Raw genomic sequence first — 23913 nt, 5'->3', positions numbered from 1 at the left:
AGAGGCGCCGCCAATTTGGTGGCGCCTCTCATCCCGTTGGAACGAGCGAGGCCGCGCGCCTCGCGCGAGAGGAGAGGAGAGATCAGATGAGGGACTTCCTGCTGAAGAGAGTCCTGCAGGCCGTCGGGGTCGTCATCTGCATTTCCGCCATCACGTTCTTCATCCTGAACGTGGTTCCGGGCGACCCGGTGCGGGTCATGATGGGCGACATGGCGGACCAGCAGACCATCGAGCAGGTCAGGCACAACATGGGCCTCGACAAGCCGGTGGCCGAGCAGTACGTCAACTGGTTCGCCAACATGGTGCGCGGCGACTTCGGCACCTCCTACACCCAGAACAAGAGCGTCGCCTCGCTCATGGGCAAGGCCTTCTCGGTGACGGCCGTGCTCGCGGGCCTCGCGTACGTCTTCGCGCTCGTGTTCGGCCTCACGATTGGCGTCGTGTCGGCGGTCTTCCACGGCAAGTGGGTCGACCGCCTGCTCATGGCGATCTCGATCTTCGGCATCTCGGCGCCCGCGTTCTGGGTAGCCATCCTCATCCAGATCGTCTTCGCGCTCAACCTCAAGTGGTTCCCGCTCTCGGGCATCAAGACGGCCGCGGCCTTCGTGCTGCCGACGATCGCGCTCGGCACGCGCTACGCCGCGAGCATCGCGCGCGTCACGCGCACCTCGATGCTCGACGTGCTGGGGCAGGACTTCATGCGCACCGCCGAGGCAAAGGGCCTCGCCACGCCGACCATCATCCTGGTGCACGGCCTGCGCAACGCCCTCATCCCCATCATCACCATCGCCGGCACGCAGCTCGGCGAGATCTTCACGGGCTCCATCCTCATCGAGTCGGTCTTCGCGATCCCGGGCATGGGCAAGCTGCTGCTCGACGCCATCAACGCGCGCGACCTGCCCCTGATCGAGGGCGGCGTCATGTACATCGCAATCATCTGCGTCGTGGTCTACCTCGCCGTCGACATCCTGTACGCCGTCGTCGACCCGCGCATCCGACTCGGAGGGGAGGTCGCGGAGTAATGGCACTTCTCAACAGCGACAAGAGCAGCCGCAAGGTGCAGGAGGCCGAGCGCGTGGCCGCGGGGGCCGCGGAGGCCCTGACCGCGGAGCGCACGGGCGCGCCCGCGCGCCGCGCCTCGAGCTACTGGGCCGTGAGCTGGAACATCTTCAAGAAGAACAAGCTGGGCATGGCCTGCCTCGTGGTGGTCGCCCTTCTCGTCATCGTGGCGATCGTTGCGCCCGTGCTCGCGCCCTGCGACCCCGACGCCCAGGAGCTCTCCAACATGCTGGCCGGCCCCAGCGCCGCGCACGTCTTCGGCACCGACGAGTTCGGCCGCGACATCCTCTCGCGCGTCATCTTCGGCTGCCGCGTCTCGCTCTCGGTCGGCGTGGTCTCGCAGGCAATCGCCCTGGTCATCGGCTTTCTGGCGGGCGTCTTCGCGGGCTACTTCGGCGGCAAGGTCGACGCCGTGATCTCCTTCGTGATCCAGGTCTTCTCGTCCTTCCCGTTTCTGCTCTTCGCGATCGTCGTCATGTTCGTCATGGGGCCGGGCCTCGTGAACCTCTACGTGGCGCTCGGACTTCTCATGTGGACGTCGACGGCGCGCCTCGTGCGCGGCGACGTGATGCGCCTCAAGGGTTCCGAGTACATCCAGTCGTGCATCCTCTCGGGCGGCAAGAGCTGGCGCATCATCATGAAGCACCTGCTTCCCAACTGCGTCTCGACCCTCATCGTCGTCTCGACCCTGGGCATCCCCAACGCGATCCTCTCGGAGGCGTCCCTGTCCTTCCTGGGCCTCGGCGTCCAGCCGCCGATGTCGAGCTGGGGCCAGATGATCTCGGCCTCTCAGCCCTACATCCAGTCGAACCCGAACTACTCGATCGTCCCGGGCATCGCAATCATCGTGACCGTAATGGCCTTCAACCTTCTTGGCGACGCGCTGCGTGACGCGCTCGATCCCAAGATGCGCTCGTAGGGAGGGGTAGCATGACCGAAGAGGAGAGGGAGCGGCTCGGCCGGACCACCACCGACGTCGTCTCCGACCAGTATCGCGAGCGCGGGCGCGAGCTCACGCAGGAGCGGCTCGACACCAACGCGCAGCGCGAGGTGCTTCTCCGCGTGAGGGACCTCAACGTGACGCTCTTCACCGAGGACGGGGCGCTGCCCGCCATCACGAGCCTGTCGTTCGAGATGCGCAAGGGCGAGACGCTCGCCGTCGTGGGCGAGAGCGGCTGCGGCAAGTCGATGACGGCCCTGTCGATCATGGGCCTTCTGCCGACGCCGCCCGCCAAGGTCACCAACGGCTCGATCGAGCTGTCGGGCGCCGACCTCGTCAAGCTCACGCCCGAGGAGATGCGCTCCTACCGCGGCAGCAAGATCGGCATGATCTTCCAGGAGCCCATGACCTCGCTCAACCCCGTCATGTGCGCGGGCAAGCAGATCCGTGAGGGCATCCTCGTGCACAACCCCAAGATGAGCAAGGCCGACGCCGACGCGCGCGCCCTCGAGATGATCAGGCTCGTGGGCATCCCCGCGCCCGAGAAGGTCTTCCGGAGCTACCCGCACGAGCTGTCGGGCGGCATGCGCCAGCGCATCATGATCGCGATGGCGCTCGCCTGCCAGCCGGAGCTGCTCATCTGCGACGAGCCCACCACGGCGCTCGACGTCACGATCCAGGCGCAGATCCTGCAGCTCATCGACCGCATGCGAGAAGAGCTTGGCACCGCGGTGATGCTCATCACCCATGACATGGGCGTCGTCTCCGAGATGGCCGACTGGGTTCTCGTCATGTACGCGGGCCACAAGGTCGAGTACACGCTCGCGCCCGAGCTCTTCGTCAACCCGCTGCACCCGTACTCGCGCGGGCTGATCGACTCGATCCCCTCGATCGACAACGCCGTGGACACGCTCTACGCGATCCCGGGCAACGTGCCGATGCTCTCCGAGATGCCGAAGGGCTGTCCCTTCCATCCGCGCTGCCCGTTTGCCAAGGACATCTGCCGCCAGCAGGCGCCTGAGATGCTTCCTGTCGAGGGGGACGAGAACCACCTGGTCGCATGCTGGAAGTACCGGAAGGGATGGGGTGAGTAGCCCATGGGCAAGAACATCGACGAGAAGGACGTCGTGCTCAAGGTCGAGCACCTCGTCAAGCGCTACCCCGTCAAGAAGGGCGTCTTCGGTCGCGCCAAGAGCTACGTTCACGCCCTCGAGGACGTGTCGTTCGAGCTGAGGCGCGGCGAGACCTTCGCCATCGTGGGCGAGTCCGGCTGCGGCAAGTCGACGACCGGCAAGTGCGTCCTGCGCCTGACGGAGCCCACCTCGGGCACGGTCTACCTCGACGGCGAGGAGCTCACGGCACTTTCGGGCGCCGAACTCACGCGTGCGCGCCAGAAGATGAAGCTCATCTTCCAGGACCCGTACAGCTCGCTCAACCCGCGCATGACCGTGGCCGACATCATCGCGGAGCCGATCGACATCGCGGGCACCTACAAGACGCGCGAGGAGCGCGACGCCCGCGTCGAGCGCGTGATGGAGGCCGTGGGCCTCGACCTCAGCTACAAGTACCGCTACCCGCACGAGTTCTCGGGTGGCCAGCGCCAGCGCATCGGCATCGCCCGCGCGATCGCGCTCGTGCCCGAGGTCGTGGTCTGCGACGAGCCGGTGAGCGCCCTCGACGTCTCGGTTCAGGCCAAGGTCATCAACCTGCTCGAGCGCCTCCAGGACGAGCTCGGCCTGTCCTACGTCTTCATCAGCCACGACCTGTCGGTCGTCAAGCACATCGCCGACACGGTCATGGTCATGTACCTGGGTCACGCGATGGAGCTCGCGAGCGCGGACGAGCTCTTCTCGAATCCGCTTCACCCGTACACGCAGGCGCTCCTGGACGTCATCCCGCGCATCGCCGACGAGCGCATCCAGGACAAGAGGATCCTGCAGGGCGACGTGCCCAGCCCCACCAACCCGCCGAGCGGCTGCGCGTTCAGCACGCGCTGCCCGAAGTGCATGGCCGTGTGCCGCGAGCGGGTTCCCGAGAAGTTCGAGGTGGAGCCCGGCCACGCGTGCCGCTGCCACCTGTTCGACGAGAGCCTGAGCGAGGCCGAGCGCCAGTTCGTGGCCGGAAAGGAAGCATAGCCTGATGAGTGACGTAGTCGATCGGTTCATGAGGTACTGCGCGGTCGCGTCGCAGTCGGATCCGCTGAGCGCGGACGTCGTGCCCTCCACGGTGTGCCAGTTCGACATCGCGAGGATGGTCGCCGACGACCTGCGCGAGCTGGGCGCCGAGGACGTGAGCGTGAGCGAGCACGCGTACGTGATCGCCCACTGGCCGGCGAGCGAGGGCTGCGAGGACCTGCCGACGCTGGGCTTCTGCTGCCACATCGACACCGCGTGGCAGACCTACGGCGACGTGGTGCGCCCGCAGCTCAAGCGCTACGAGGGCGGTCGCATGACGATAGGGGTCGGCCGCGACGGCAAGGAGGTCTTCGTCAGCCCCGAGACCAACGAGTGCCTCGAGCACATGGTGGGCTGGGACCTCGTCTGCTCGGACGGCACATCGCTTCTGGGCGGCGACGACAAGGCGGGCGTCGCGCTCGTCGTGTCGCTGCTCGCGCGCCTCAAGGAGAACCCGGCTCTTCCGCACCCGCGGCTGGCCGTGAGCTTCGTTCCCGACGAGGAGATCGGCCACGGGGCCGCTCTTCTCGACATCGACGAGTTCGGGGCGAGCTTTGGCTACACGATCGACGGCGGCCCCTTGGGCGAGTGCAGCTACGAGACGTTCAACGCGGCCGAGGCCAAGGTGCGCGCCAAGGGGCTGTCGGTGCACACGGGCACGGCAAAGGGGACGATGATCAACGCGAGCGAGGCCATCTTCAAGTTCCACGCGCTCGTGCCGCCGCAGGAGCGGCCCGAGTTCACGGAGGGCTACGACGGCTTCTACTACCTCGAGCGCATTGAGGGCAACTGTGAGGAGGCCCTGGCCGACTACATCATCCGCGACCACGACGCGGCGAAGGTCGAGGCGCGCAAGGAGACGATGAGGCGCGCCGTTGAGTTCGTGAACCAGACCTATGGCCAGGAGGTGCTGACGATCGAGATCCACGACCAGTACCGCAACCTGGCCGACGTGGTGTGCAAGCCCGAGTACCGGCACCTGATCGACAACGCGCGCGAGGCGTTCGCGTCGGTGGGAACGGAGATGGAGTGCGTACCCATGCGCGGCGGCACCGACGGATCGCAGCTGAGCTTCCGCGGCTTCGCCTGCGCGAACCTGTCGGCCTGTTACTACAACGCGCACGGCGTGCGCGAGTTCGTGCCGGTGCCCGAGCTGGAGGCCATGCTCGATATGCTGCAGGAGCTCGTCGCGCTCTACGCGCGTCCGCAGGGCGCGGCCGAGTAGGCCCGCCCGGGGAGATTACGTCATCGAGGAGATGCCATGTCCTACCAGATAGATTCGAAGTACCTGATTGACACGCTGCACGAGCTCGTCGAGGTCGACAGTCCCGTGGGCTACTACGCTGACATCCACGCGTACCTGCGCGAGGCCTTCGCGAAGATGGGCTACGAGATGTTCTGCGACAACAAGGCGACGGCCTACGTGCGCGTCGAGGGGGCCGACTCGTCGAAGACGGTGTGCGTGGGCGCGCACCTCGACACGATCGGCCTGATCGTGCGCGGCTTCAACGACGACGGCACGCTGCGCGTGCGTATGCTCGGCGGCATCAACTACCACGCCATCGAGGGCGTGACCTGCCGCATCCACTGTCGCGGCGGCGAGGTCGTCATGGGCCAGGTCATCTGCAACAAGCACTCGGTGCACGTGTTCGAGGACTGCCGCTCGGCCGAGCGCGACGAGAACACGATGAGCGTGAGCGTGATCGCCGACGTGGCCTGCCCGGCCGACGCCCGCGCACTCGGCATCACCGAGGGTGCGATCATCTCGATCGACCCGCAGTTCGAGGCCTTCGAGAACGGCTACATCGTCTCGAGGCACATCGATGACAAGGCCGCGGTTGCAGCTCTTCTCGACGTCCTGAGGTGGCTCAAGGAGACCGGCCAGAAGCCCGCGTTCGACACGCTGTTCGCGTTCCCCATGTACGAGGAGATCGGCCACGGCGGGGCCTTCGTGCCCGAGGGCGTGAGCGAGTACGTGGCCGTCGACATCACGCTGCTCGGGCCCGACTACGACTCCAACGAGCACCACGTCGGCGTGATCGCCTCCGACGCCAAGGGTCCTTACGACTGGGACCTCACCAACCAGCTCATCCGCTGCGCCAAGGAGCACTGCGACGCCGACAAGTGGGACACGCAGGTGTGCTTCCACTACTCGACCGACGCGAACGCCGCGTCGCACCTCGACCACGACCTGCGCCACGGGGCGTTCGGCATGGCGTGTTTGAACTCTCACGGCCGCGAGCGCTGCCACGTCGACGCGATCGTCGAGACCGAGAAGCTCGCCCGCGCGTATGTGATGGGGGAGGGCAGGGCGTAGGGCCTGCCTGATAGGGAGTTAGTGCGGGGCGGCGTGCGGTGGCGCGTCGTCCCGCTTCCGTGAGGGCTGCCGTGGATTACCCAAATAACGGAATCGACGCAGATAATTACTCGAATAACGGATTTGTCACGCCCGATTACTCGAATTACGGAAAAGTCACCTCAAATTACTGAGATTACAGATTTGACACCGCCTCCGAATCTGCACTCCTAAGGAATGACGAGGTAGACGACTTGTCAGCTCCTTCGGCGCCGCGCTGGCGTGCGTCCATTCTGAAATCTCAGTAATTCGGCGTGTCAAATCTGAAATCTGAGTAATAAAATGCGTCCTTTCCGTAATCTCAGTAATTTTCTGCGTCGATTCTGAAATCTGAGTAATCGTCTGCGTCGATTCCGTAATCTCAGCAAACGTCTCGCCTGCAGGCACGCTCGTCCGCAACGGCGCAATCTGTATGGTGCTTTGCGGGCGACGCATAGAAAACTGGCATAATGGAAAAGCTGAGTTTTGACTACATGACCCACTACGTGGCTTGAGAGGCAACACCAATGAACGACTTCATGTCCAAGGTCCAAGAGTTCATGCGCGGTCGCAACGGCTCCGACGAGCTGGCCCTCGCGTCGATCGAGCTCGCCGTCATCCTCGTCATCATCAACTTCTTCGCCAACAACGGCATCATCAGCCTGATCGCGCTCGCCCTCGTGGCGTACGCCATCTTCCGCATCGTCTCGCCCAACGTCAACGCCCGCCGCAAGGAGAGCATGGCCTTCGCCGAGAAGCTCGGCCCCGTGCGCCCCTGGGTCTCAAACCCCGTCGCGGCGTTCAAGGACGCGCGCGTCTATCGCCACGTGACCTGCCCCAACTGCCACCAGCGCCTCCGCGTCCCGCGTGGCAAGGGCCACATCAGCGTCACGTGCCCGCGCTGCAAGCAGAAGTTCGACTTCCGCTCGTAGCCACACCGCTCGACGACCTTCCGACCGGCTGGCCCCAGGGCTGGCCGGTCTGTGCTATCCCGCCAGCCACCGCGCGCGACCCGAGGGGGGTGCCCGTGTACAAGGTTATCCTCGCCGGGGGCATCGCCTCCGGGAAGTCCACCGCCGCCGCCGAGCTCGAGCGCCTCGGCGCCCGCCGCATCGACCTCGACCAGGTCTCGCGCGACGTCCTGGCGCCCGGAACCGCCTGCACGGCCGAGGTCGCGGCGGCGTTCGGCGCCGACCTTCTGGACGAGAAGAGCGGCCGCCTCGACCGTGCCCTTCTTGCCAGCCGCGCGTTCGCCTCGGCAGAGGCCACGGCGCGTCTCGAGGCCATCGAGCTGCCGCACATCACGCGCGAGCTCGAGCGCCGCCTCGCCGCGGCCGAGGCCGACGACGTCGCCTGTGCCCTCGTCGAGGTGCCGCTGCTCGACCGCCTGGGCGACGCGCACGCGCTCGCCGACGAGGTCCTCGTCGTGACCTGTCCGACCGACGCCCGCCGCGAGCGCGCCCGCGACCGCGGCATGGCGCCCGCAGATTTCGACCAACGCCTCGAGCACCAGCCATCCGACGACTACCTCCGCGCGCACGCCGACGCGGAGATCGCAAACGACGGCGACCTCGCGCACCTGCTCGACCAGGTCCGCGCCTGGTGGGCCGACCGAACCGCAAAGCAACTGATCAAGGGGGACCCGCATGGGCAGCGATAGATTCTTCAGGTGGTACCGCACGGTGCCCATCGCCATCATGCTCGTGTTCTGCCTCGTGTCCGCGGGCATCAGCTTCGCGCCCACCGGCCTCGTGCGCGGCCTGCTCTTCCCGGTGCACCACGCGAGCATCATCAAGAGCGCCTCGCAGCGCTACGGCGTCGACGAGCACCTCATCTGCGCCGTCATCAAGTGCGAGTCCAACTGGGACGACAAGGCCGTGTCGGGCGCCGGCGCGGTCGGCCTCATGCAGCTCATGCCCACGACCTCCAGCGAGCTCGTGCGCCTCGGACTCGTCGACGGCGACGCCTACGACCCAAACAACCTCACCAACGCCGAGACCAACATCGAGTTCGGCACGGCCTACCTCAGCTACCTGCAGAAGAACCTCAACACGCAGGACGAGGTCATCGCCGCCTACAACGCCGGCCTCGGCTCGGTCTCCTCGTGGCTCCAGAACGGCGCCGACGTCTCCAAGCAGATCCAGTACGCCGAGACGGCCGCCTACCTCGTCCGCGTGAACGACGCCTACACGCGCTACCAGCAGCTCTATCCCACGGGCATCGAGGACACCAAGTCCATCTTCGGCTAGGTGCGCCCCGCGCCGCCGAGAAGAGCATGCCCGCGCCCCGCGCCGTCTCGCGGGTGCGCCCGTGCCAATGGATACTATGTCGATATCGGCATAGCCTGCATTAACCCGAGAAAGAGACTAAGCCGAGGAATCCGCAGAGCGCCTGCTAGATAAGGCGTCGATGCGTTTTCCTCGGCTTAGCACATGCCCAATAAAGCTAGTATTTGAGCTCGTCGAACTCCCTCTGGGTTATGGGCTTCAGGAACGATCGAACCGCCTCGTTGTCGCAGTTCGCTTTCAGCCCCTCAAGGATCCCGACGTAGACGACGTTAACCGCGTACTCCTCTTCGGTGAGGTAAAGATCCTCTATAAAGGCGCCCGCTCTGTCGAGGAAGTCCGCGTCTCCGTTCTCGATTGCTCGCTCTATATGCGGACGAAAGACGTCCTCATAAGTTAGAAAAGCTCCAGTATCCATGCCGTCCTGCCACGACACATACTTTTCGAACTCGTTTTTAAGCTCGGGGAATGCAGCCAGCAGTGACTCGTTCATTTGCCTTTCGTTCATCTTAGGCACCCCCAAGTGCGTCTTCAAGATCGTCTCTCAGTCTCTCCAGCAATGCTCTATCGGGATGGTCGGGATTACTGGTGAGAATCTTCTCTATCTGGCGAAGACGCTCGCGCCCCTTCCGGATATGGTCTTTTCCTCCGACCATCTCGCCGGTACGCAGCTGTTCGCGAATCGCATCAGCCGTTCCGCCGTCGCCGGTTTCGGCATTCGGCCTGTAGAGTTCTTTGACTATCCTGCGCGCCTCGTCAGTGGTGGCTTCGTCCAGCAGACGTTCGCGTGCACTCCCGACTTCCGGCGATGAAGCTCTAGTTTCTGCTTCGGGTATTGTACCGCCTCCCAAGCCCGAATCCAGGCTGTTGTCGACAGGTCCCGACGCCCCTGGGAACAGCCCGCCGCTGCTGTGTCCGCCCATCAGAGCTCACCGCCGTGGTGGTCGAGGTTGCCACGCCCTTTCGCCGGGTACATGTGCACCGGAATCCCTTTGGAGCGCGGGTAGTCAGCGACCCCATACTGGTCGCTGCCGTACCAGAGCAGGTTTTTCGGCTCGAGGAAGTCGACAATGTTCTCGACCGATTTCACCAGCACTGCGCGGTCGGCGAGGTCGCGGACCATGGAGCGCGCGCCGATGGCGATGGTCGAGTTCTTCGGGAAGCCCGCCAGCACCGATTCGTAGTCCCCGTCCTCGCAACGCGCCTGGGGCACAGCACAAGGAAGGTGTTGCTGCAGCCAGTAGGTGCAGACCGAGTTTCGCCAATGGTTGTAGTCCTTCAGCGCCGCTGGGAAGTCCCAGCACACGCTATAGTCGAGCCCGATTACCCCTTGGAATTTGCCCAGTTTGCCGATGTAGGCTTTCGGGTTGTTCCAGAAACGCTCGATCCTGCAATCATCCTCGAAGAAATGAACGAAGCAGTCGAAGTCGTGCCATTTGGGGCTCATCGCGTCCGAGAACGCGATGATTCGGTCGGGGTCTGCGTAGGCGGGTGCGAGTTTGGGCATGCCCAGGGGCTTCTCGTATTCCGCCCCCTTCAGCATCCAGGAGTGGAACACGTCGCGAGCGTGGTGCGCCGGTTTCTTGCGACAATCGGGATTCTCGCCCGGCTCGGGGGCGAGCGTTTTCATAGAAGGCATCATTATGCCCTCCAATCTAAAAATAGAATCTGATGTGTCTATCGTTAGGCTGGAGATGGCATAATGTTCTTTGTCAGGGATTGGCATATGCCAGTCCAGCCAGTGCGCGCGAATCGCTGCTACCAACAGCTGATCGCGCGCGCGGCATTTTAGGGGTAGGTGTCCGGATTGGACCTCCTATTCAAACGAATGTGTTCTTGGATTGCGACCATGGCCTACCTCTTCTTCAGCTGGTACCGCGCCGCAGGTTCCGATACGCCGCATTTCTCGGCGACATCCCATGCGGTCATGCTGCCTACGAGGTGGTGGGGCACCAGCAGCTCTCCTGCGAGGCACTTGGCCTGCCATTCCGGATCGCGGTACGCTTCCACAGGCCTGTCGTCGAAGGAGCGGTAGAGCTTGAAGCCAACAAAGCACAAGGTCATGAAGTGGGCGAACTCGTGCGCGATCGTCATGCGGTCCCTACCGTTGCCCTGGCGGGCGCCGTCGTACACGCTCTGCTTGATGCGCACCACGCCGGTTTCAACGTCGGTCTCGGCGTGCTTCTTAGGTGGAAGCTCCCCGTCGCCGATGATCTCGTAGGAGAATCCGGGCAGCGTCTCCTCGAGCACGTCGAGCAGCTCTACGATCGGGAAGTAAAGCTCGTCCTCAAGACCCAGCACCTTTCTAATTGAGAATGCGAGTCGCCTGAGGTCTTCCCTGGATTTTGGCTCGACGGCGATTTCCATTAGCCATCACGTCGCTTTGCCTGGAGCAGTTTGAGAATCCGCCTCGAAGTATCATCGTCGAGCTCGTCGAATGACCTGGCGAACACGAGGGCCGCCTCGCGCTTTACGTCGCTGGTGGCTCCGAGGTCGACCTTGACGTTCCTCACGGTCTTGTCCGCCGCCGCGGCTAGATCCCTTTCGTCGTCTGGGGACAGCGAGTAAAGCTTTGCCAACTTGCCCGCGAACCCCGCCGGAGCGGGCCGCTTGCCCTTCTCGATTGCGGACAGGTACGACGACGTGAAGCCAAGGCGTTCGGCCATGTCGCCAAGCGTCTCCTCGCGGTCTATTCGAAGTTTTCTCAGCATTTTTCCCAGTTCTGTCGTCGTCGAGTTCATCGGCTCCTCCTCCTCCTCTCAGCGGATGATAACATCATTTGTGCGAGGAATCAACAATAGAAGTTGATTTCTCGCTCGCAACATGTTTATACAAGTGCAAACCCCAGGGACTGAGGCCCGTTTGACCGCTTGCCATCCGCTTTATGTCTAGCCAGTAGAGGGTCTGGAGCTCTGGTCGGGCAAGTGTCTGCTGGCGTGACGACAGGGATATCGGCGCTGCGGCGCGAACGGCCTCGGCCATTATGCCGTCGGTTGCGAGCGCGTAAAACCCCGACGTGGTAGAAACGCTCTCATGGCCGAGGAGCTGCGCCACCAGCGGCAACGGCACGCCTGCCTGGGAGAGGCCCATCGTGCGCGTCTTGCGGATCAGGTGGCAGTGCGATCTCGGCATGCCCGGGCAGGTTGCCCTCGCCGCGTCGCCGGCTTTCTTCAGGACAAACGCTAAGCCGAAGAAACCGTAACGGCGCCTCATTTAGCTCATTTAGGCTCATTTAGCGGGCGTCCTGCGGATTCCACGGCTTAGTCTCTTTCTTGTGCCAATGTGGGTACACTGGACGTTGATGGCCGCGACGAGGGAGGCAGAGTGGACGCCGCCGAGGTGCGTACGTTTCTGAGCGAAGACGGCGAGAGGATCGCCTACGAGCCGCTTGCAGGCACGCCGGAGGCCAAGGAGCGCTACGGCGCGGAGCTCAAGCGCTTCGGCCTCGAGCACGGCGACGAGCGCCTCGAGGTCGTGTCCTCCTTCGAGCCCGCGGGCGACCAGCCCAACGCGATCGCCAAACTCTCCAAGGGCGTGGAGGACGGCCTGCGCTACCAGACCCTGCTCGGCGTCACCGGCTCGGGCAAGACCTTCTCGATGGCCAAGACCATCGAGGCCGTGCAGCGCCCCACCCTCATCATGGAGCCCAACAAGACCCTCGCCGCGCAGGTTGCGAGCGAGATGCGCGAGATGTTCCCCAACAACGCGGTCGTCTACTTCGTCTCCTACTACGACTACTACCAGCCCGAGGCCTACGTCCCGCAGACCGACACCTACATCGAGAAGGACGCCTCCATCAACGAGGAGGTCGAGAAGCTCCGCCACCAGGCCACCTCGAGCCTGCTCTCGCGCCGCGACGTCATCGTGGTCGCGTCCGTCTCGTGCATCTACGGCATCGGCTCGCCGCAGGACTACGCAGGGCTCGCGCCCAACGTCGACAAGGCCGTCCCCATGGAGCGCGACGACCTCGTGCGCGAGCTCATCGACATCCAGTACGACCGCAACGACTACGACCTGCAGCGCGGCATGTTCCGCGTTCGCGGCGACACCGTCGACGTCTTCCCGCCCTACGCCGAGAACCCCCTGCGCATCAGCTTCTTCGGCGACGAGATCGAGCTCATCGCCGAGATCGACTCCGTCACCGGCGAGGTCGTGCGCGAGTTCGACGCGATCCCCATCTGGCCGGCGTCGCACTACGTCACCGAGCGCCCCAAGGTCACGCACGCCATCAAGACGATCGAGGAGGAGCTCGAGGGCCGCGTGAAGGAGCTGAAGGACGCCGACCGCATCCTCGAGGCCCAGCGCCTCTCCCAGCGCACGGGCTACGACATCGAGATGCTCGAGACCATGGGCTACTGCTCGGGCATCGAGAACTACTCGCGCCACATGGACGGCCGCAAGCCCGGCGAGCCGCCCTACACGCTGATCGACTACTTCCCGAGCGACATGCTCTGCATCATCGACGAGTCCCACGTCACGGTCCCGCAGATCCGCGGCATGTACGAGGGCGACCGCTCGCGCAAGGTCACCCTCGTCGACCACGGCTTCCGCCTGCCCTCGGCCCTCGACAACCGCCCGCTGCGCTTCGACGAGTTCGAGCAGCGCATCCCGCAGTTCATCTACGTCTCGGCGACGCCCGGCGACTACGAGGAGTCCGTCAGCCAGCAGCAGGTCGAGCAGGTCATCCGTCCCACGGGACTGCTCGACCCCAAGGTCGACGTCCGCCCGGTCCGCGGCCAGATCGACGACCTCATCGAGGAGATCAAGGCCCGCACGGCCAAGGGCGAGCGCGTGCTCGTGACCACCCTCACCAAGCGCATGGCCGAGGACCTCACCGACCACCTGCTCGACGAGGGCGTCCGCGTCAACTACATGCACTCCGACACCGCGACCCTCGACCGCATCGACATCATCCGCGAGCTGCGCCTCGGCAAGATCGACGTCCTCGTCGGCATCAACCTCCTGCGCGAGGGCCTCGACATCCCCGAGGTCTCCCTCGTCGCGATCCTCGACGCCGACAAGGAGGGGTTCCTGCGCAACCGCCGCTCGCTCATCCAGACCATGGGCCGCGCCGCGCGCAACGCCCAGGGCCAGGTCATCATGTACGCCGACACGATCACCGACTCCATGCGCGAGGCCATCGACGAGACGGCGCGCCGCCGCTCGATCCAGGAGGCCTTCAACGCCGAGCACCACATCACGCCCAAGACCATCGCCAAGTCCATCACCGACGTCTCGAGCTTCATCGCCGAGGCCGACGACACCCTCTCCACCAAGTCCCGCGTCGACGGCGAGTTCTTCACCGACGCCGGGGGAGAGGAGCGTGCCCCCTCGGCCGACGAGCGCGACCATGAGCGCACGATCGAGTCGGTCGCGGCCGAGCTCTCCGCGCTCCCGCCCGCCGAGGTCGCCCGCATCCTCGGCGCCCTCGAGGACGAGATGATCCAGGCCTCGGCCGACATGGACTTCGAGCGCGCCGCGCACATCCGCGACCAGGTCGTCGAGCTGCGCAGCCACCTCGAGGGCACCTCGGCCTCGGACGTCATCGACCGCCTCAAGGCGGGTGCCCGCAAGGGCAGCGCGCACGCCACCCGCCGTCACTACAAGCGAAAGCACTAGCGCCCCGCCCCGTCCGTACAACCCCTGCCGCCTCGTGCGGCCCTCGCATATCGTCCCCGTCGAGAGGAGAGCACCATGCAGAAGAAGGTCATCGTCGCGTGTGGGTCGGGCATCGCCACCTCGCACATGGTCGCCAAGAAGATCCAGAAGCTTCTTGACGCCCGCGGCGTCGATGCCGACGTCCGCGCCGTCGAGATGTCCGCCGTCGACGACGCGCTCGCCGACGCGGCGGCCTTCGTGCCGGTCGTCAACACCGAGGAGACCTACGACACGCCCACCTTCAGCGGCGTCGCATTCCTCACGGGCATCAACCAGGAAGAGGAGCTCGACCGTCTCGTCGCGACCCTGTCCTAGCGCCGAGCCACACTACCAGCCCGTCTCCACGCCCGCCCTGCGACCCGTCGTCGCACGGCGGGCGTGATGTCCTACAATGTCTGATACCGTCATGGGCCCGGATGGGTCGGGCCAGGCCCGCGGCCACACGTCGTGCCGCGTGCCACCACGACGCGAGCGCAGATTGGACTGAGGCACGTGGACGCATCGCTTACCCCGCTCTTCCAGCAGGTGATGGACTCCATTAAGGACGACGTCGACAGCGGCAAGTACCAGACGGGTGACCGCATCCCCTCGGAGGACGAGCTTTCCGAGATGTTCTCAGTCAGCCGCATCACCGTCCGTCGCGCCGTGTCCGAGCTCGTCGACCGCGGCTACCTCACCAAGGTCCGCGGCAAGGGCACCTTCGTCAACCGTCCCAAGCTCGCGCGCAAGATCTGCCAGACGAGCGAGATCCAGAGCTTCACGGAGACCTGTGCCGAGGCCGGCCGCGTCGCAGGCGCCACCGTGCTCGGTGTCGAGGTCGTCGAGGCCCACGCGAGCGAGGCGGAGTTCCTCGGCGTCGAGCAGGGCTCCAAGCTCGTGCACGTCAAGCGCGTGCGCACGGCCGACGGCGTCCCCATCATGCTCGAGAACAACTTCTTCCCCGTGCGCGACTTCGCCTTCCTGCTCTACACTGACCTCGAGGACACCTCGATCTTCGAGGCGGTCGAGCGCGAGACCGGCCGGCGTCCCACCTCGGACGTCAAGTGCACCCTCGAGATCGCCCACGCGAGCTCCAAGGCCGCCGAGGACCTCAAGGTCTCGGTCGGCGAGCCCCTCTTCCTCGAGACGATCCACTTCCTCGACCAGGACGGCAAGCCACTCATGATCGGTCGCCAGTACATCGTGGGCAGCCTCTACATCTTCAACATCTAGCTTCCTCACCCCATACGCCGCCGAGAAGAGCTTGTATTCCGGCGCGAGGGCGTGGCGCCGGGCTCTGCAGGCGCGCCGCGGCGCGAACTCGCCCGGCGCCACACCCTCGCGCCCCGAAAGGCATGCCCCTCCCGTTGGCCATCCATGGCCCCAATCGCGTCAGATAATCCGGTCAGGTACCGCCTGGCCGGATTTTTCTACCGTTCGCGGCTGATTTCTCCTCCGTGTGAACACGATGTATCCTCCTGCCGTAAAACATCATACGCCGTCATACCACAACGTATGATGTGGCACGTTCGCACGTCAGCCAACAACGCTAGGAGGTACCTGCATGTCCGAAGAGAACACGCAGCGCAAGCGCTCGTTTCGCCTGCCGCACGTGTACACCATCGTCTTTCTGCTGATGGTCGTGTTCGCCGTCCTCACGTGGATCATCCCGTCCGGCTCCTACGAGCGTCAGGTCATCGAGACCGCCGCGGGCGAGAAGGAGGTCGCGGTCGCGGGCACCTACGCGCCGCAGGACAAGGTGTCGACCGACCCCGAGACCGGCGAGGTCGTCGACCTCCGCTGCAACGTCATGCAGCTGCTGCAGGCGCCGACCCGCGGCATCCAGGGCGCCGCCGACGTCGTGGCGTTCGTCCTTCTCATCGGCGGCTCCTTTGCCATCATCACCAAGACCAACGCCATCAACGCGGGCCTCAGCCACGTCATCGGCAGGTTCCGCCACCGCGACATCCTCATCATCCCGATCGTCATGGTGCTGCTCTCCATCTGCGGCACGACCTTCGGCATGTCCGAGGAGGCGCTGCCGTTCTACGCGATCTTCATCCCGATCGTCATGGCGCTCGGCTACGACTCCATGACCGCCTTCCTTATCTGCTTCATGGGTCCCAACATCGGCTACATCGCCTCGACCGTGAACCCCTTCAACGTGCTCATCGCGCAGGGCATCACCGGCATCGAGGGCAACCCGCAGCTGTGGCTGCGCGCCATCGTGTGGGTCGTCTTCACGATCCTGGCCATCGTCTGGACTGTGCGCTACGCCGCCAAGGTCAAGCGCAACCCCGAGAGCTCGATCACCTTTGAGGACGACAAGGCCAAGCGCCTCGAGTTCTCCGTCTCCGACGACGCCATCGAGCAGCCCTTCACCGGCCGCCAGAAGGGCGTGCTCGCCGTGTTCGCCATCGGCATGGGCATCATCGTGTGGGGCCTTGTCACCCAGCACTGGTACATGGACGAGATCTCCGCCGTCTTCTTCGGCATGGGCGTGCTCTCCGGCATCGTCGCCGGAATGGGCGAGCGCGAGATGGCCGACGAGTTCGTCCACGGCATCGCCGACTTCGCCTACGCGGCCATCATCATCGGCCTGGCCCGCTCGATCCTCGTCATCGCCGAGGACTCCATGATCATCGACACGATCCTCAACGCCATGGCCGGTGGCCTCGCCGGCGTGCCCGCGCCCATCTACACGACCCTGCTCTACCTCGTGCTCGGGCTGCTCTCGTTCCTCGTGCCCAGCTCATCGGGACTCGCCGCCCTCACGATGCCGATCCTCGGGCCCCTCACGCAGCTCATCGGCGTCAACCCCGAGGCCGCGGTCACCGCGCTCGCGATGGCCAACCAGACCATCAACACCATCAGCCCCACCGCCGGCATGACCGTCGCGGGCCTGGCCGTCTGCAAGATCAGCTTCGGCCAGTGGTGGAAGACCTGCTGGAAGTTCATGCTGCTGATCGCCGCCCTCGGCATCGCCGTGACGGCCGTCTCCGGCATGCTCCCGGCCTAGTGCGCGCGACATGCGAGGTGAGAAGATGACCACCCAGTCAACCGCTACCACGGAACGGCTCGTGATCCTCTCGACGTGCGTCTTCCCCGCGACGGGCACCGAGTCGTTCGACGGCTTCGTCGCGACCGAGGGCAACGCCATCGTCGCGGTGGGTCCGCGCGAGGAGGCCGCGCCCTATGTGGAGCGCGCAACGCGCGTGATCAATGCCGGCGACCGCACCGTGCTGCCTGGCCTCTGTGACAACCACACGTTCTTTACCGGCTGGGCGCTCGAGTCGCTTGGCGCGGACCTCGCGGGCATCACGAGCGTCGACGAGGCGCTCGCGGCCCTGGCCGAGGACGCCCGGGGCAGGGGAGACGCGGAGCCCGCCTTCGGCCACGGCTGGGAGGGCACGCTCCTCTCGGCTGAGGAGAGGGAGGCGTGGGAGGCCGCGCTTGACGAGGCGTTCCCGGAGAGGCCCGTGGTCGCGTTCACGGCGGGGCGCGAGACGTGCTGGATGAACCGGGCGGCGCGCGAGGCGTACGGCTTCTCTCCCGAGGCGTGCTACGCCGAGAAGATCTGGCGCATGATGGCCGACTACCTGCGGCGTCCCGAGATGCGTGGGCTGTACGGCGCGTACATGCGCATGCTCAACGCGCGCGGCATCACGCAGGTGAAGGAGATGAGCTTCGACGACTACTTCGGGTTCGTCGACGTGATGCGCGCGATGGAGCGCGACGGCGAGCTGACCGTGCGCGTGTGCCTGATGAGCCAGCCCGTGGGCCGCGGCATGGACCTTGCGCACGGACGTCGCATGCGCGAGCTGCTCACGGGGTCGTTTGTGCGCTTTGGCGGGTTCAACCGCATGACCGACCGCTCGATCGGGTCGGGCCTGGCCGAGCTGAAGGAGCCTTACCTGGACGCGTCCGGCGTCCGCTGCGGCGAGCCGGTGGAGTGGGACCTGATCGAGCGTGAGCTCATGGCTGCCGACGAGGCGGGCTTCCGCTTCTCGCTGCACTGCCAGGGCGACGCCGCGGTCGCGCACGTGGTCAACCTCCTCGAGCGCTGCCGGCGCGGCGCCGACGGGCGCATGCTCGAGCGCCATGCGATCACGGACCTCGAGCTGTCCGACGCTGATGACGTGCGCCGCCTGGGCGCGTTGGGTGGCATCTGCGAGGTCTACCCACAGATCCAGTCGCTCGACGCCGAGGCCGACCTTCGCCGGATGGTCGCCGAGAAGATCGGGCCCGAGCGCTTCGGGCGCTACTGGCAGCGCAGGCAGATGTGGGACGCGGGCTGCGTGGTCGTGGGCGACACGGACCTGCCGCTCATGCTGCCCTCGATCGGCGAGGCCATCTACTGCGGTTGCGGCGGCTACTTCGACGACGGCGGCCGTGCCCGCGAGGAGAACATGCTGACCGTGCCGGAGATGCTACTGGCCTGGACCGCCAACGGCGCCTACGACTGCCTGGACGAGGAGAGGCTGGGCACCCTCGAGGCCGGCAAGCTGGCTGACATCGTGGTGCTTCAGCGCGACGTGCTCGCCGCCGACCCCGCCGACGTTCGCGACGTGAACGCGGCGCTCACGGTGAGCGACGGGCGCGTGGTGTTCGACGAGCTGGGATAGGCAGGGCGTTGCCCCGACAAGAGAGACGTTTCAAACTGTTCGTACAGTAAGGAGTAAGACATGAACGCAACCGACTACGTCAAGCAGGTGCTGGCCGAGAGGGGCCAGGTGAGGCAGGTGTACTGGGTCGCATGCGGCGGCTCGGTGATCGACCTGTACCCCGCGCACTGCCTGCTGGGCGCCACGAGCACCTCGATCGAGAGCGGCATCTTCACGGCGGCGGAGTTCAACACGTTTCCGCCCGCGAAACTGGGGGAGGGCTCGCTGGTCGTGACCTGCAGCCACTCCGGCGGCACTCCCGAGACGCTTGCGGCCTGCGAGCTCGCGAAGGAGCGCGGCGCCTACGTGATTGGCATGACCAACAGGGCCGGCACGGCGATCGACTCTGGTAGCTGGCCCTGCTGGGTCTACGAGTGGGAGGACGACACGCCCCAGGCCGAGCGCCCGGCGGCCTTCTCGCTCGCGGTCGCGGCGGAGCTGATGTCCGCACAGGACGGCTACGAAGGGGGCGCGCTCCTCTCGGCGGAGGTCGAGAAGTTGGACGCCATCATCCGCGAGGCGATCCCGCGCGTGGAGCGCGACCTGGGGCCGCGCTTCGTGGAGACGTGCCGCAAGCACGACTTCTTCTACGTGCTGGGCTCGGGCCCGACCTTCTGCCAGACCTACGGGTTCGCGATCTGCTCGCTGATGGAGATGCAGTGGCAGCACTGCTCGTACGTGAGCTCGGCGGAGTACTTCCACGGGCCGTTCGAGTGCACCGAGGACGGCGTGTTCTACTTCCTGCAGAAGGGCGCCGGCGCGAACCGCGCGATGGACGAGCGCGCCGAGCGGTTCCTGGAGGGGCACACCGACACGTACATGGTGCTCGACTCGGCCGCCTACGGCATGGACGAGATCGACGAGTCGGTGCGCAGCTACCTCGACCCGATCTTCTTCTACGAGATGAACGTGGCGCTGCGCGGCGTGCGCGGGCGCGCGTTCGACCACGACCCCGACGTCCGCCGCTACATGGGCATCGAGAAGTACTAGGCCGCCGGCGGCCGGACGAAGGGCAAGGACAATGGACCCGAAGGGATGTGACATGGGAAACCTCGACGTCAGCGTGTGCGGCTTTGGCGACAACGTCGTCGACGTCTACGAGCACGTGCGCACGATGTACCCCGGCGGAAACGCCGTCAACTTTGCTGTGTACGCGAAGAAGGCCGGCGTGCGCCGCGCCGCGTACATGGGCTACTTCGGCACGGACGACCGCGCCGAGCACGTGATCTCGAGCCTCTACGACGAGGGCATCGAGCTGGTCAAGTGCAAGCAGCTCATGGGCGAGAACGGCTACAGCTGCGTGTCGATCGCCGAGGACGGCGACCGCATCTGGGGCGACTACAACCAGGGCGGCGTGCGTGGCGAGTCGCGCTACGTGCTGGACCGCTTCGACATTGAGTACCTGCGCCAGTTCGACGTCGTGCACTCGGGCAACTACTGCTACACCGAGCGGCAGCTGCCCAAGATCGCCGCGGCGGGCATCGAGCTGTCGTTCGACTTCTCCGACGACTCCACGTGGGAGTACTACCAGGAGGTCGCCCCGAGCGTGACCTATGCGTTCTTCTCGGCGTCGGACCTCTCGATGGAGGAGATGGAGGAGCGCCTGCGCAAGGTGCACGAGCTCGGCCCCAAGTGGGTCAGCGCGACGCGCGGCGTGGACGGGTGCTACGCCTTCGACGGCGAGCGGATGTACAGGCAGGAGTCCAAGCCCGTCGAGCACATGCGCGACGCGATGGGCGCGGGCGACTCGTTCCTCACGAGCTTCCTGGTGAAGAGCATCGACGAGCGCAAACATGGCGCCTCGCAGGAGGAGGCGTACAGGGCCGGGCTGGCGTATGCGGCCGAGTTTGCGTCCGACGTGTGCTGCGCCCAGGACGGCAGCTGGGGGCACGGAAAGAAGTACTAGGGGCTGCTTGACGGCGCGCGCCTTGCGCGCAATTGAGATTCGACGAGGGGGCGGCCCGTTTGGGTCCGCCCCCTTTGCTTTCCTGACGCGTTGTGAGGTAGCGATCTGTATGGATATCTGCTCTATTGACACTTCGTATGCTCGCTGGGATACGAGGCCTGACGTCGATTTTCAGACGAGAATCAAAGGGAAGGGGTTGTCTATGGGGAAGACCTACGGCTATGCGCGCGTTTCCACAAGAGAACAGAATCTAGACAGGCAACTTGATGCGCTAGGAGAGTTCGGCGTCAAACCGGGGCGCGTGTTCTCTGATCAGGCGAGCGGAAAGGACTTCGATAGGCCGGAGTATCGGCGGCTCATTGCACGGCTTCGAGAGGGTGACGTGGTTGTAATTAAAAGCATCGATAGGCTTGGGAGGAACTACGACGAGATTCTGGAGCAGTGGCGCTTGCTCACGAAGTGCAGGGGAGTCGCAATCGTGGTGCTCGACATGCCGCTTCTTGATACGAGGAACAATCGCGAGGGCATAACGAGCGTCTTCCTAGCCGACCTCGTTCTTCAGTTGTTGTCGTATGTCGCACAGGTGGAGCGAGAGAACATCAGGCAGCGCCAGGCAGAGGGAATTGCCGCGGCGCGAGCTCGCGGTGTGCGCTTTGGAAGACCGAGACTGAGTCGCCCCGGCAGCTACGAGGCTACGAGGCAAGACTATCTTGCGGGTCGACTGACAAAGCGCGACGCAGCGGCCCTCCTCGAGGTCTCTGAGAGCACGTTCGGACGTTGGATTAGGGCCGACAGGCTTGGGGAGGGCGTCATTGAGTGAGCCCCGCGAGGTGAGGGTGGAGGTCAGATTAAAGCCGGCAGGTCAAAACCTACACAATATGGCGACGCACCTTGAATCGATTGTAAATGGTGCAAAGCGGCATTTCTCCTTTTCATCGGGCCAGCGGCCTCCGTTAATCGGATACACGCACACACATCAAAATGTGTACTTTTCGATAGGGGTACCCTGCCATGAGCATCATCGACGTTATCAAGTATGAGGGGGATAACCACACCTTCGTTTGGAAGCATCCCAGCGAGGATTTCAACACATCCTCGCAGCTCATCGTTCACGAGTCCCAGGAAGCCATGTTCTTCATGAACGGCCAGGCATTGGATCTGTTTGGCCCAGGACGCCATACATTGGAGACCCAGAACCTTCCCTTGATAAACAAGGTCGTCAACTTGCCCTCTGGTGGCGTGTCGCCATTCCATGCCGAAGTCTACTTCGTGAACCTTACCGAGCAGATGGGAATCTCCTGGGGCACGAGCTCCAAGGTGCAGTATATGGAGCCAGAGTTTGGCTTTCCTCTCTCGATTGGGGCTTCGGGAGAAATGGCGCTGGCCGTGCGTGAGGCCAAGAAACTGCTCATAAAGATTGTCGGTACCGAGGCCGTTCTCTCACAGGACAAGCTCATAAGCTATTTCAAGGCGTTCTTGCAGACGCGGGTAAAGGTCGCATTGGTTCAGGCAATCCAAAGCCAGAAGCTCAACATCTTCGAGTTGGACGCACATTTGGAAGAGCTGTCGAACGATGTAAAGAGCCGTCTTCAGACCGATTTTTCCGAGTATGGACTCGACCTTACCCAGTTTCTTGTGACAACGATTATGCGTCCCGAGGGGGATCCAATCTACGAGAAGTTTCGCGACCTCTACTTCCGTCAGTATGCCGACGTCCGCGAGGCTCAGATTGAGCAGCAGGTGGGTGTTATCAATCAGGAAACCGAGGCGAAGAAGACCGTTATCGAGGCTACGGCAATGGCGGACAAGCGACGACTTGAGGGCTACACCTATCAACAGGAGAGGGGTTTCGATGTCGCGGAGCGCGCCGCCTCGAATGAGGCCGTAGGCGAGTTTTCAAACATGGGGATCGGCTTGGGCATGATGGCCGGAGTCGGCGGTACGGTCGGCGGTGCGGTCGGTGGCGCGGTGTCGGACGCCATGGGCCAGGGCTTTGGTGGTCCCGGGCAGGCGGTGACTGCGGCAGGGCCGAGTGACGTGACGCAGGGTGCATCTACTGGGGCGAAGTTTTGCCCAGGGTGTGGGAGGCCCTTCCAACCAACCGACAAGTTCTGTCCTGAATGCGGCACGAGAAGGTCATAGCGATAGGGACGGGTGATGCGATGAATAAGCGATACGTTATTGCGGCAACGCTCATTCTGTGCGCTAGCTATGCGGTGATCGTCATTCTGCTCGCTCCGCATACGAGCATGCTATGGACGAATCTCGCATTTGTACTGATTCAGGCTTTCATCTTTACTGTCGCTAGTTTTGGCATGCGTGAAGATGGGCCCGAAGGCTTGTTCAAAACCTACCCGATGGCACTTGTGCCGGCTGTCTGTTTGGTCACGCAGATGGCGGTTGGTTTTGTTTTCACGTTTCTCTTTTCTGCCGCTAGCGGCATCCAAGTCGTTGTAGGTGTAGCTCTGCTTGCACTCAGCGTTATTGGATTGTTGGCAGCGCGCGGCGGTGTGCGGCACGCGGTAGATGTGGAGGGGCGCGTTGAGAGCGATTGCTCCTGCATGCGAGACATCGGATTGAGACTGCGCCGAATTCAAGCAAGAGGTAACTATGATCCTGAGCTTGCTCCCCTGATCGAGGCCGTGGTCGACAAATCGCGATTTTGTGACATTCGCAGCACTCCCGAAGCTGAAATGCTTGACAAGGCAATAGATGAGCGAGTCAAACAGCTAGACGAAAGCGGAGTCAGCGATGCGAGACAGCTCGAGGAGCTGGGGCGTCTGTTTGACGAGAGAGCGTACGTGCTAAAGGAGTCTAAGTAAGTAGTTATCTGACCCTGCGCAGGAGCGATTGCGCTTGAGTAATCGGTTGGGGCGGTTGACTTTTTTGGTTGGCGGGAGTTGATGGGGGCGG

The 23913-nt window shown here is 64.2% G+C and carries 25 protein-coding genes; 19 read left to right on the top strand and 6 right to left on the bottom strand.

Annotated elements, in window-relative coordinates:
- The first annotated feature begins 86 nt into the window (after positions 1–86).
- From M5D76_RS08890 to M5D76_RS08850, 9 genes are all read left to right on the top strand, one after another.
- On the top strand, positions 87–1022 hold the full coding sequence (locus M5D76_RS08890; RefSeq protein ID WP_248923026.1) for an ABC transporter permease: 936 nt from the start codon (positions 87–89) through the stop codon (positions 1020–1022).
- Positions 1022–1978: an ABC transporter permease gene (locus M5D76_RS08885; protein WP_248923025.1), complete on the top strand. Its 957-nt coding sequence runs from the start codon at positions 1022–1024 to the stop codon at positions 1976–1978. The genes M5D76_RS08890 and M5D76_RS08885 overlap by 1 nt, the downstream gene beginning before the upstream one ends.
- An 11-nt stretch (positions 1979–1989) precedes the next feature.
- A complete protein-coding gene (locus tag M5D76_RS08880; RefSeq protein ID WP_248923024.1) occupies positions 1990–3093 on the top strand; it encodes an ABC transporter ATP-binding protein in 1104 nt (367 codons plus the stop codon).
- A gap of 3 nt (positions 3094–3096) precedes the next feature.
- Complete coding sequence (locus tag M5D76_RS08875; protein ID WP_248923023.1) at positions 3097–4134, top strand: ABC transporter ATP-binding protein; 1038 nt, start codon at positions 3097–3099, stop codon at positions 4132–4134.
- Positions 4135–4138: 4 nt separating this feature from the next.
- On the top strand, positions 4139–5398 hold the full coding sequence (gene pepT, locus M5D76_RS08870) for a peptidase T (protein ID WP_248923022.1): 1260 nt from the start codon (positions 4139–4141) through the stop codon (positions 5396–5398).
- 36 nt (positions 5399–5434) lie between these two features.
- The gene (locus M5D76_RS08865) at positions 5435–6490 is read left to right on the top strand and encodes a M20/M25/M40 family metallo-hydrolase (RefSeq protein WP_248923021.1); all 1056 of its coding nucleotides are present in this window, start codon (positions 5435–5437) and stop codon (positions 6488–6490) included.
- Positions 6491–7035: 545 nt separating this feature from the next.
- Positions 7036–7440 (top strand): zinc ribbon domain-containing protein, encoded by a 405-nt coding sequence (locus M5D76_RS08860; protein ID WP_248923020.1) that lies wholly within the window; start codon positions 7036–7038, stop codon positions 7438–7440.
- A gap of 95 nt (positions 7441–7535) precedes the next feature.
- A complete protein-coding gene (gene coaE / locus M5D76_RS08855; RefSeq protein WP_248923019.1) occupies positions 7536–8168 on the top strand; it encodes a dephospho-CoA kinase in 633 nt (210 codons plus the stop codon).
- Positions 8155–8757 carry a lytic transglycosylase domain-containing protein gene (locus M5D76_RS08850; protein WP_248923018.1) on the top strand — a complete coding sequence of 201 codons (603 nt, stop codon included), beginning with the start codon at positions 8155–8157 and terminating at the stop codon, positions 8755–8757. The genes coaE and M5D76_RS08850 overlap by 14 nt, the downstream gene beginning before the upstream one ends.
- 196 nt (positions 8758–8953) lie before the next feature.
- On the opposite strand, the gene M5D76_RS08845 is transcribed toward M5D76_RS08850, so the two are convergent.
- From M5D76_RS08845 to M5D76_RS08820, 6 genes are all read right to left on the bottom strand, one after another.
- A complete protein-coding gene (locus M5D76_RS08845; RefSeq protein WP_248923017.1) occupies positions 8954–9301 on the bottom strand; it encodes a DUF7674 family protein in 348 nt (115 codons plus the stop codon).
- A gap of 1 nt (position 9302) precedes the next feature.
- Positions 9303–9716, bottom strand: coding sequence for a hypothetical protein (locus M5D76_RS08840; protein WP_248923016.1), 414 nt, complete (start codon positions 9714–9716; stop codon positions 9303–9305).
- Positions 9716–10435: a DUF4417 domain-containing protein gene (locus M5D76_RS08835; protein WP_248923015.1), complete on the bottom strand. Its 720-nt coding sequence runs from the start codon at positions 10433–10435 to the stop codon at positions 9716–9718. Before M5D76_RS08835 ends, M5D76_RS08840 begins: the two co-directional genes overlap by 1 nt.
- 212 nt (positions 10436–10647) lie before the next feature.
- Complete coding sequence (locus M5D76_RS08830; RefSeq protein WP_248923014.1) at positions 10648–11160, bottom strand: ImmA/IrrE family metallo-endopeptidase; 513 nt, start codon at positions 11158–11160, stop codon at positions 10648–10650.
- Complete coding sequence (locus tag M5D76_RS08825) at positions 11160–11534, bottom strand: helix-turn-helix domain-containing protein (protein WP_248923013.1); 375 nt, start codon at positions 11532–11534, stop codon at positions 11160–11162. The genes M5D76_RS08830 and M5D76_RS08825 overlap by 1 nt, the downstream gene beginning before the upstream one ends.
- Before the next feature lie 34 nt (positions 11535–11568).
- A complete protein-coding gene (locus tag M5D76_RS08820) occupies positions 11569–12006 on the bottom strand; it encodes a tyrosine-type recombinase/integrase (protein WP_248923012.1) in 438 nt (145 codons plus the stop codon).
- 159 nt (positions 12007–12165) lie between these two features.
- Here M5D76_RS08820 and uvrB point away from each other — a divergent pair, with 159 nt between their 5' ends.
- The 10 genes from uvrB to M5D76_RS08770 all read left to right on the top strand — a co-directional run bounded on the left by uvrB (position 12166) and on the right by M5D76_RS08770 (position 23822).
- Entirely contained in the window at positions 12166–14412 is a 2247-nt protein-coding gene (gene uvrB / locus M5D76_RS08815; protein WP_346348414.1) for an excinuclease ABC subunit UvrB, read from the top strand.
- A 75-nt stretch (positions 14413–14487) separates the two neighbouring features.
- A complete protein-coding gene (locus tag M5D76_RS08810) occupies positions 14488–14766 on the top strand; it encodes a PTS sugar transporter subunit IIB (RefSeq protein ID WP_248923011.1) in 279 nt (92 codons plus the stop codon).
- A 177-nt stretch (positions 14767–14943) separates the two neighbouring features.
- Positions 14944–15663, top strand: a complete 720-nt coding sequence (locus M5D76_RS08805) for a GntR family transcriptional regulator (protein WP_248923010.1) — start codon at positions 14944–14946, stop codon at positions 15661–15663.
- A gap of 331 nt (positions 15664–15994) precedes the next feature.
- Positions 15995–17449, top strand: coding sequence for a YfcC family protein (locus M5D76_RS08800; protein ID WP_248923009.1), 1455 nt, complete (start codon positions 15995–15997; stop codon positions 17447–17449).
- A 25-nt stretch (positions 17450–17474) separates the two neighbouring features.
- Positions 17475–19055: an amidohydrolase gene (locus M5D76_RS08795; RefSeq protein WP_248923008.1), complete on the top strand. Its 1581-nt coding sequence runs from the start codon at positions 17475–17477 to the stop codon at positions 19053–19055.
- Between the two features lie 60 nt (positions 19056–19115).
- Positions 19116–20084, top strand: coding sequence for an SIS domain-containing protein (locus M5D76_RS08790; protein ID WP_248923007.1), 969 nt, complete (start codon positions 19116–19118; stop codon positions 20082–20084).
- Positions 20085–20136: 52 nt separating this feature from the next.
- Entirely contained in the window at positions 20137–21000 is an 864-nt protein-coding gene (locus M5D76_RS08785) for a PfkB family carbohydrate kinase (RefSeq protein WP_248923006.1), read from the top strand.
- A gap of 202 nt (positions 21001–21202) precedes the next feature.
- Entirely contained in the window at positions 21203–21820 is a 618-nt protein-coding gene (locus M5D76_RS08780) for a recombinase family protein (protein WP_248923005.1), read from the top strand.
- A 191-nt stretch (positions 21821–22011) separates the two neighbouring features.
- Positions 22012–23142 carry an SPFH domain-containing protein gene (locus M5D76_RS08775; RefSeq protein ID WP_248923004.1) on the top strand — a complete coding sequence of 377 codons (1131 nt, stop codon included), beginning with the start codon at positions 22012–22014 and terminating at the stop codon, positions 23140–23142.
- A gap of 20 nt (positions 23143–23162) precedes the next feature.
- Positions 23163–23822: a hypothetical protein gene (locus tag M5D76_RS08770; protein ID WP_248923003.1), complete on the top strand. Its 660-nt coding sequence runs from the start codon at positions 23163–23165 to the stop codon at positions 23820–23822.
- The last annotated feature ends 91 nt before the right edge of the window (positions 23823–23913 follow it).

This window comes from Olsenella intestinalis, from assembly GCF_023276655.1.
GTDB classification, from domain to species: Bacteria; Actinomycetota; Coriobacteriia; order Coriobacteriales; family Atopobiaceae; genus Olsenella_J; species Olsenella_J intestinalis.
The sequence above is the reverse complement of the archived record's forward strand: the minus strand, read 5'-3'. Positions and strand labels throughout refer to the sequence as shown.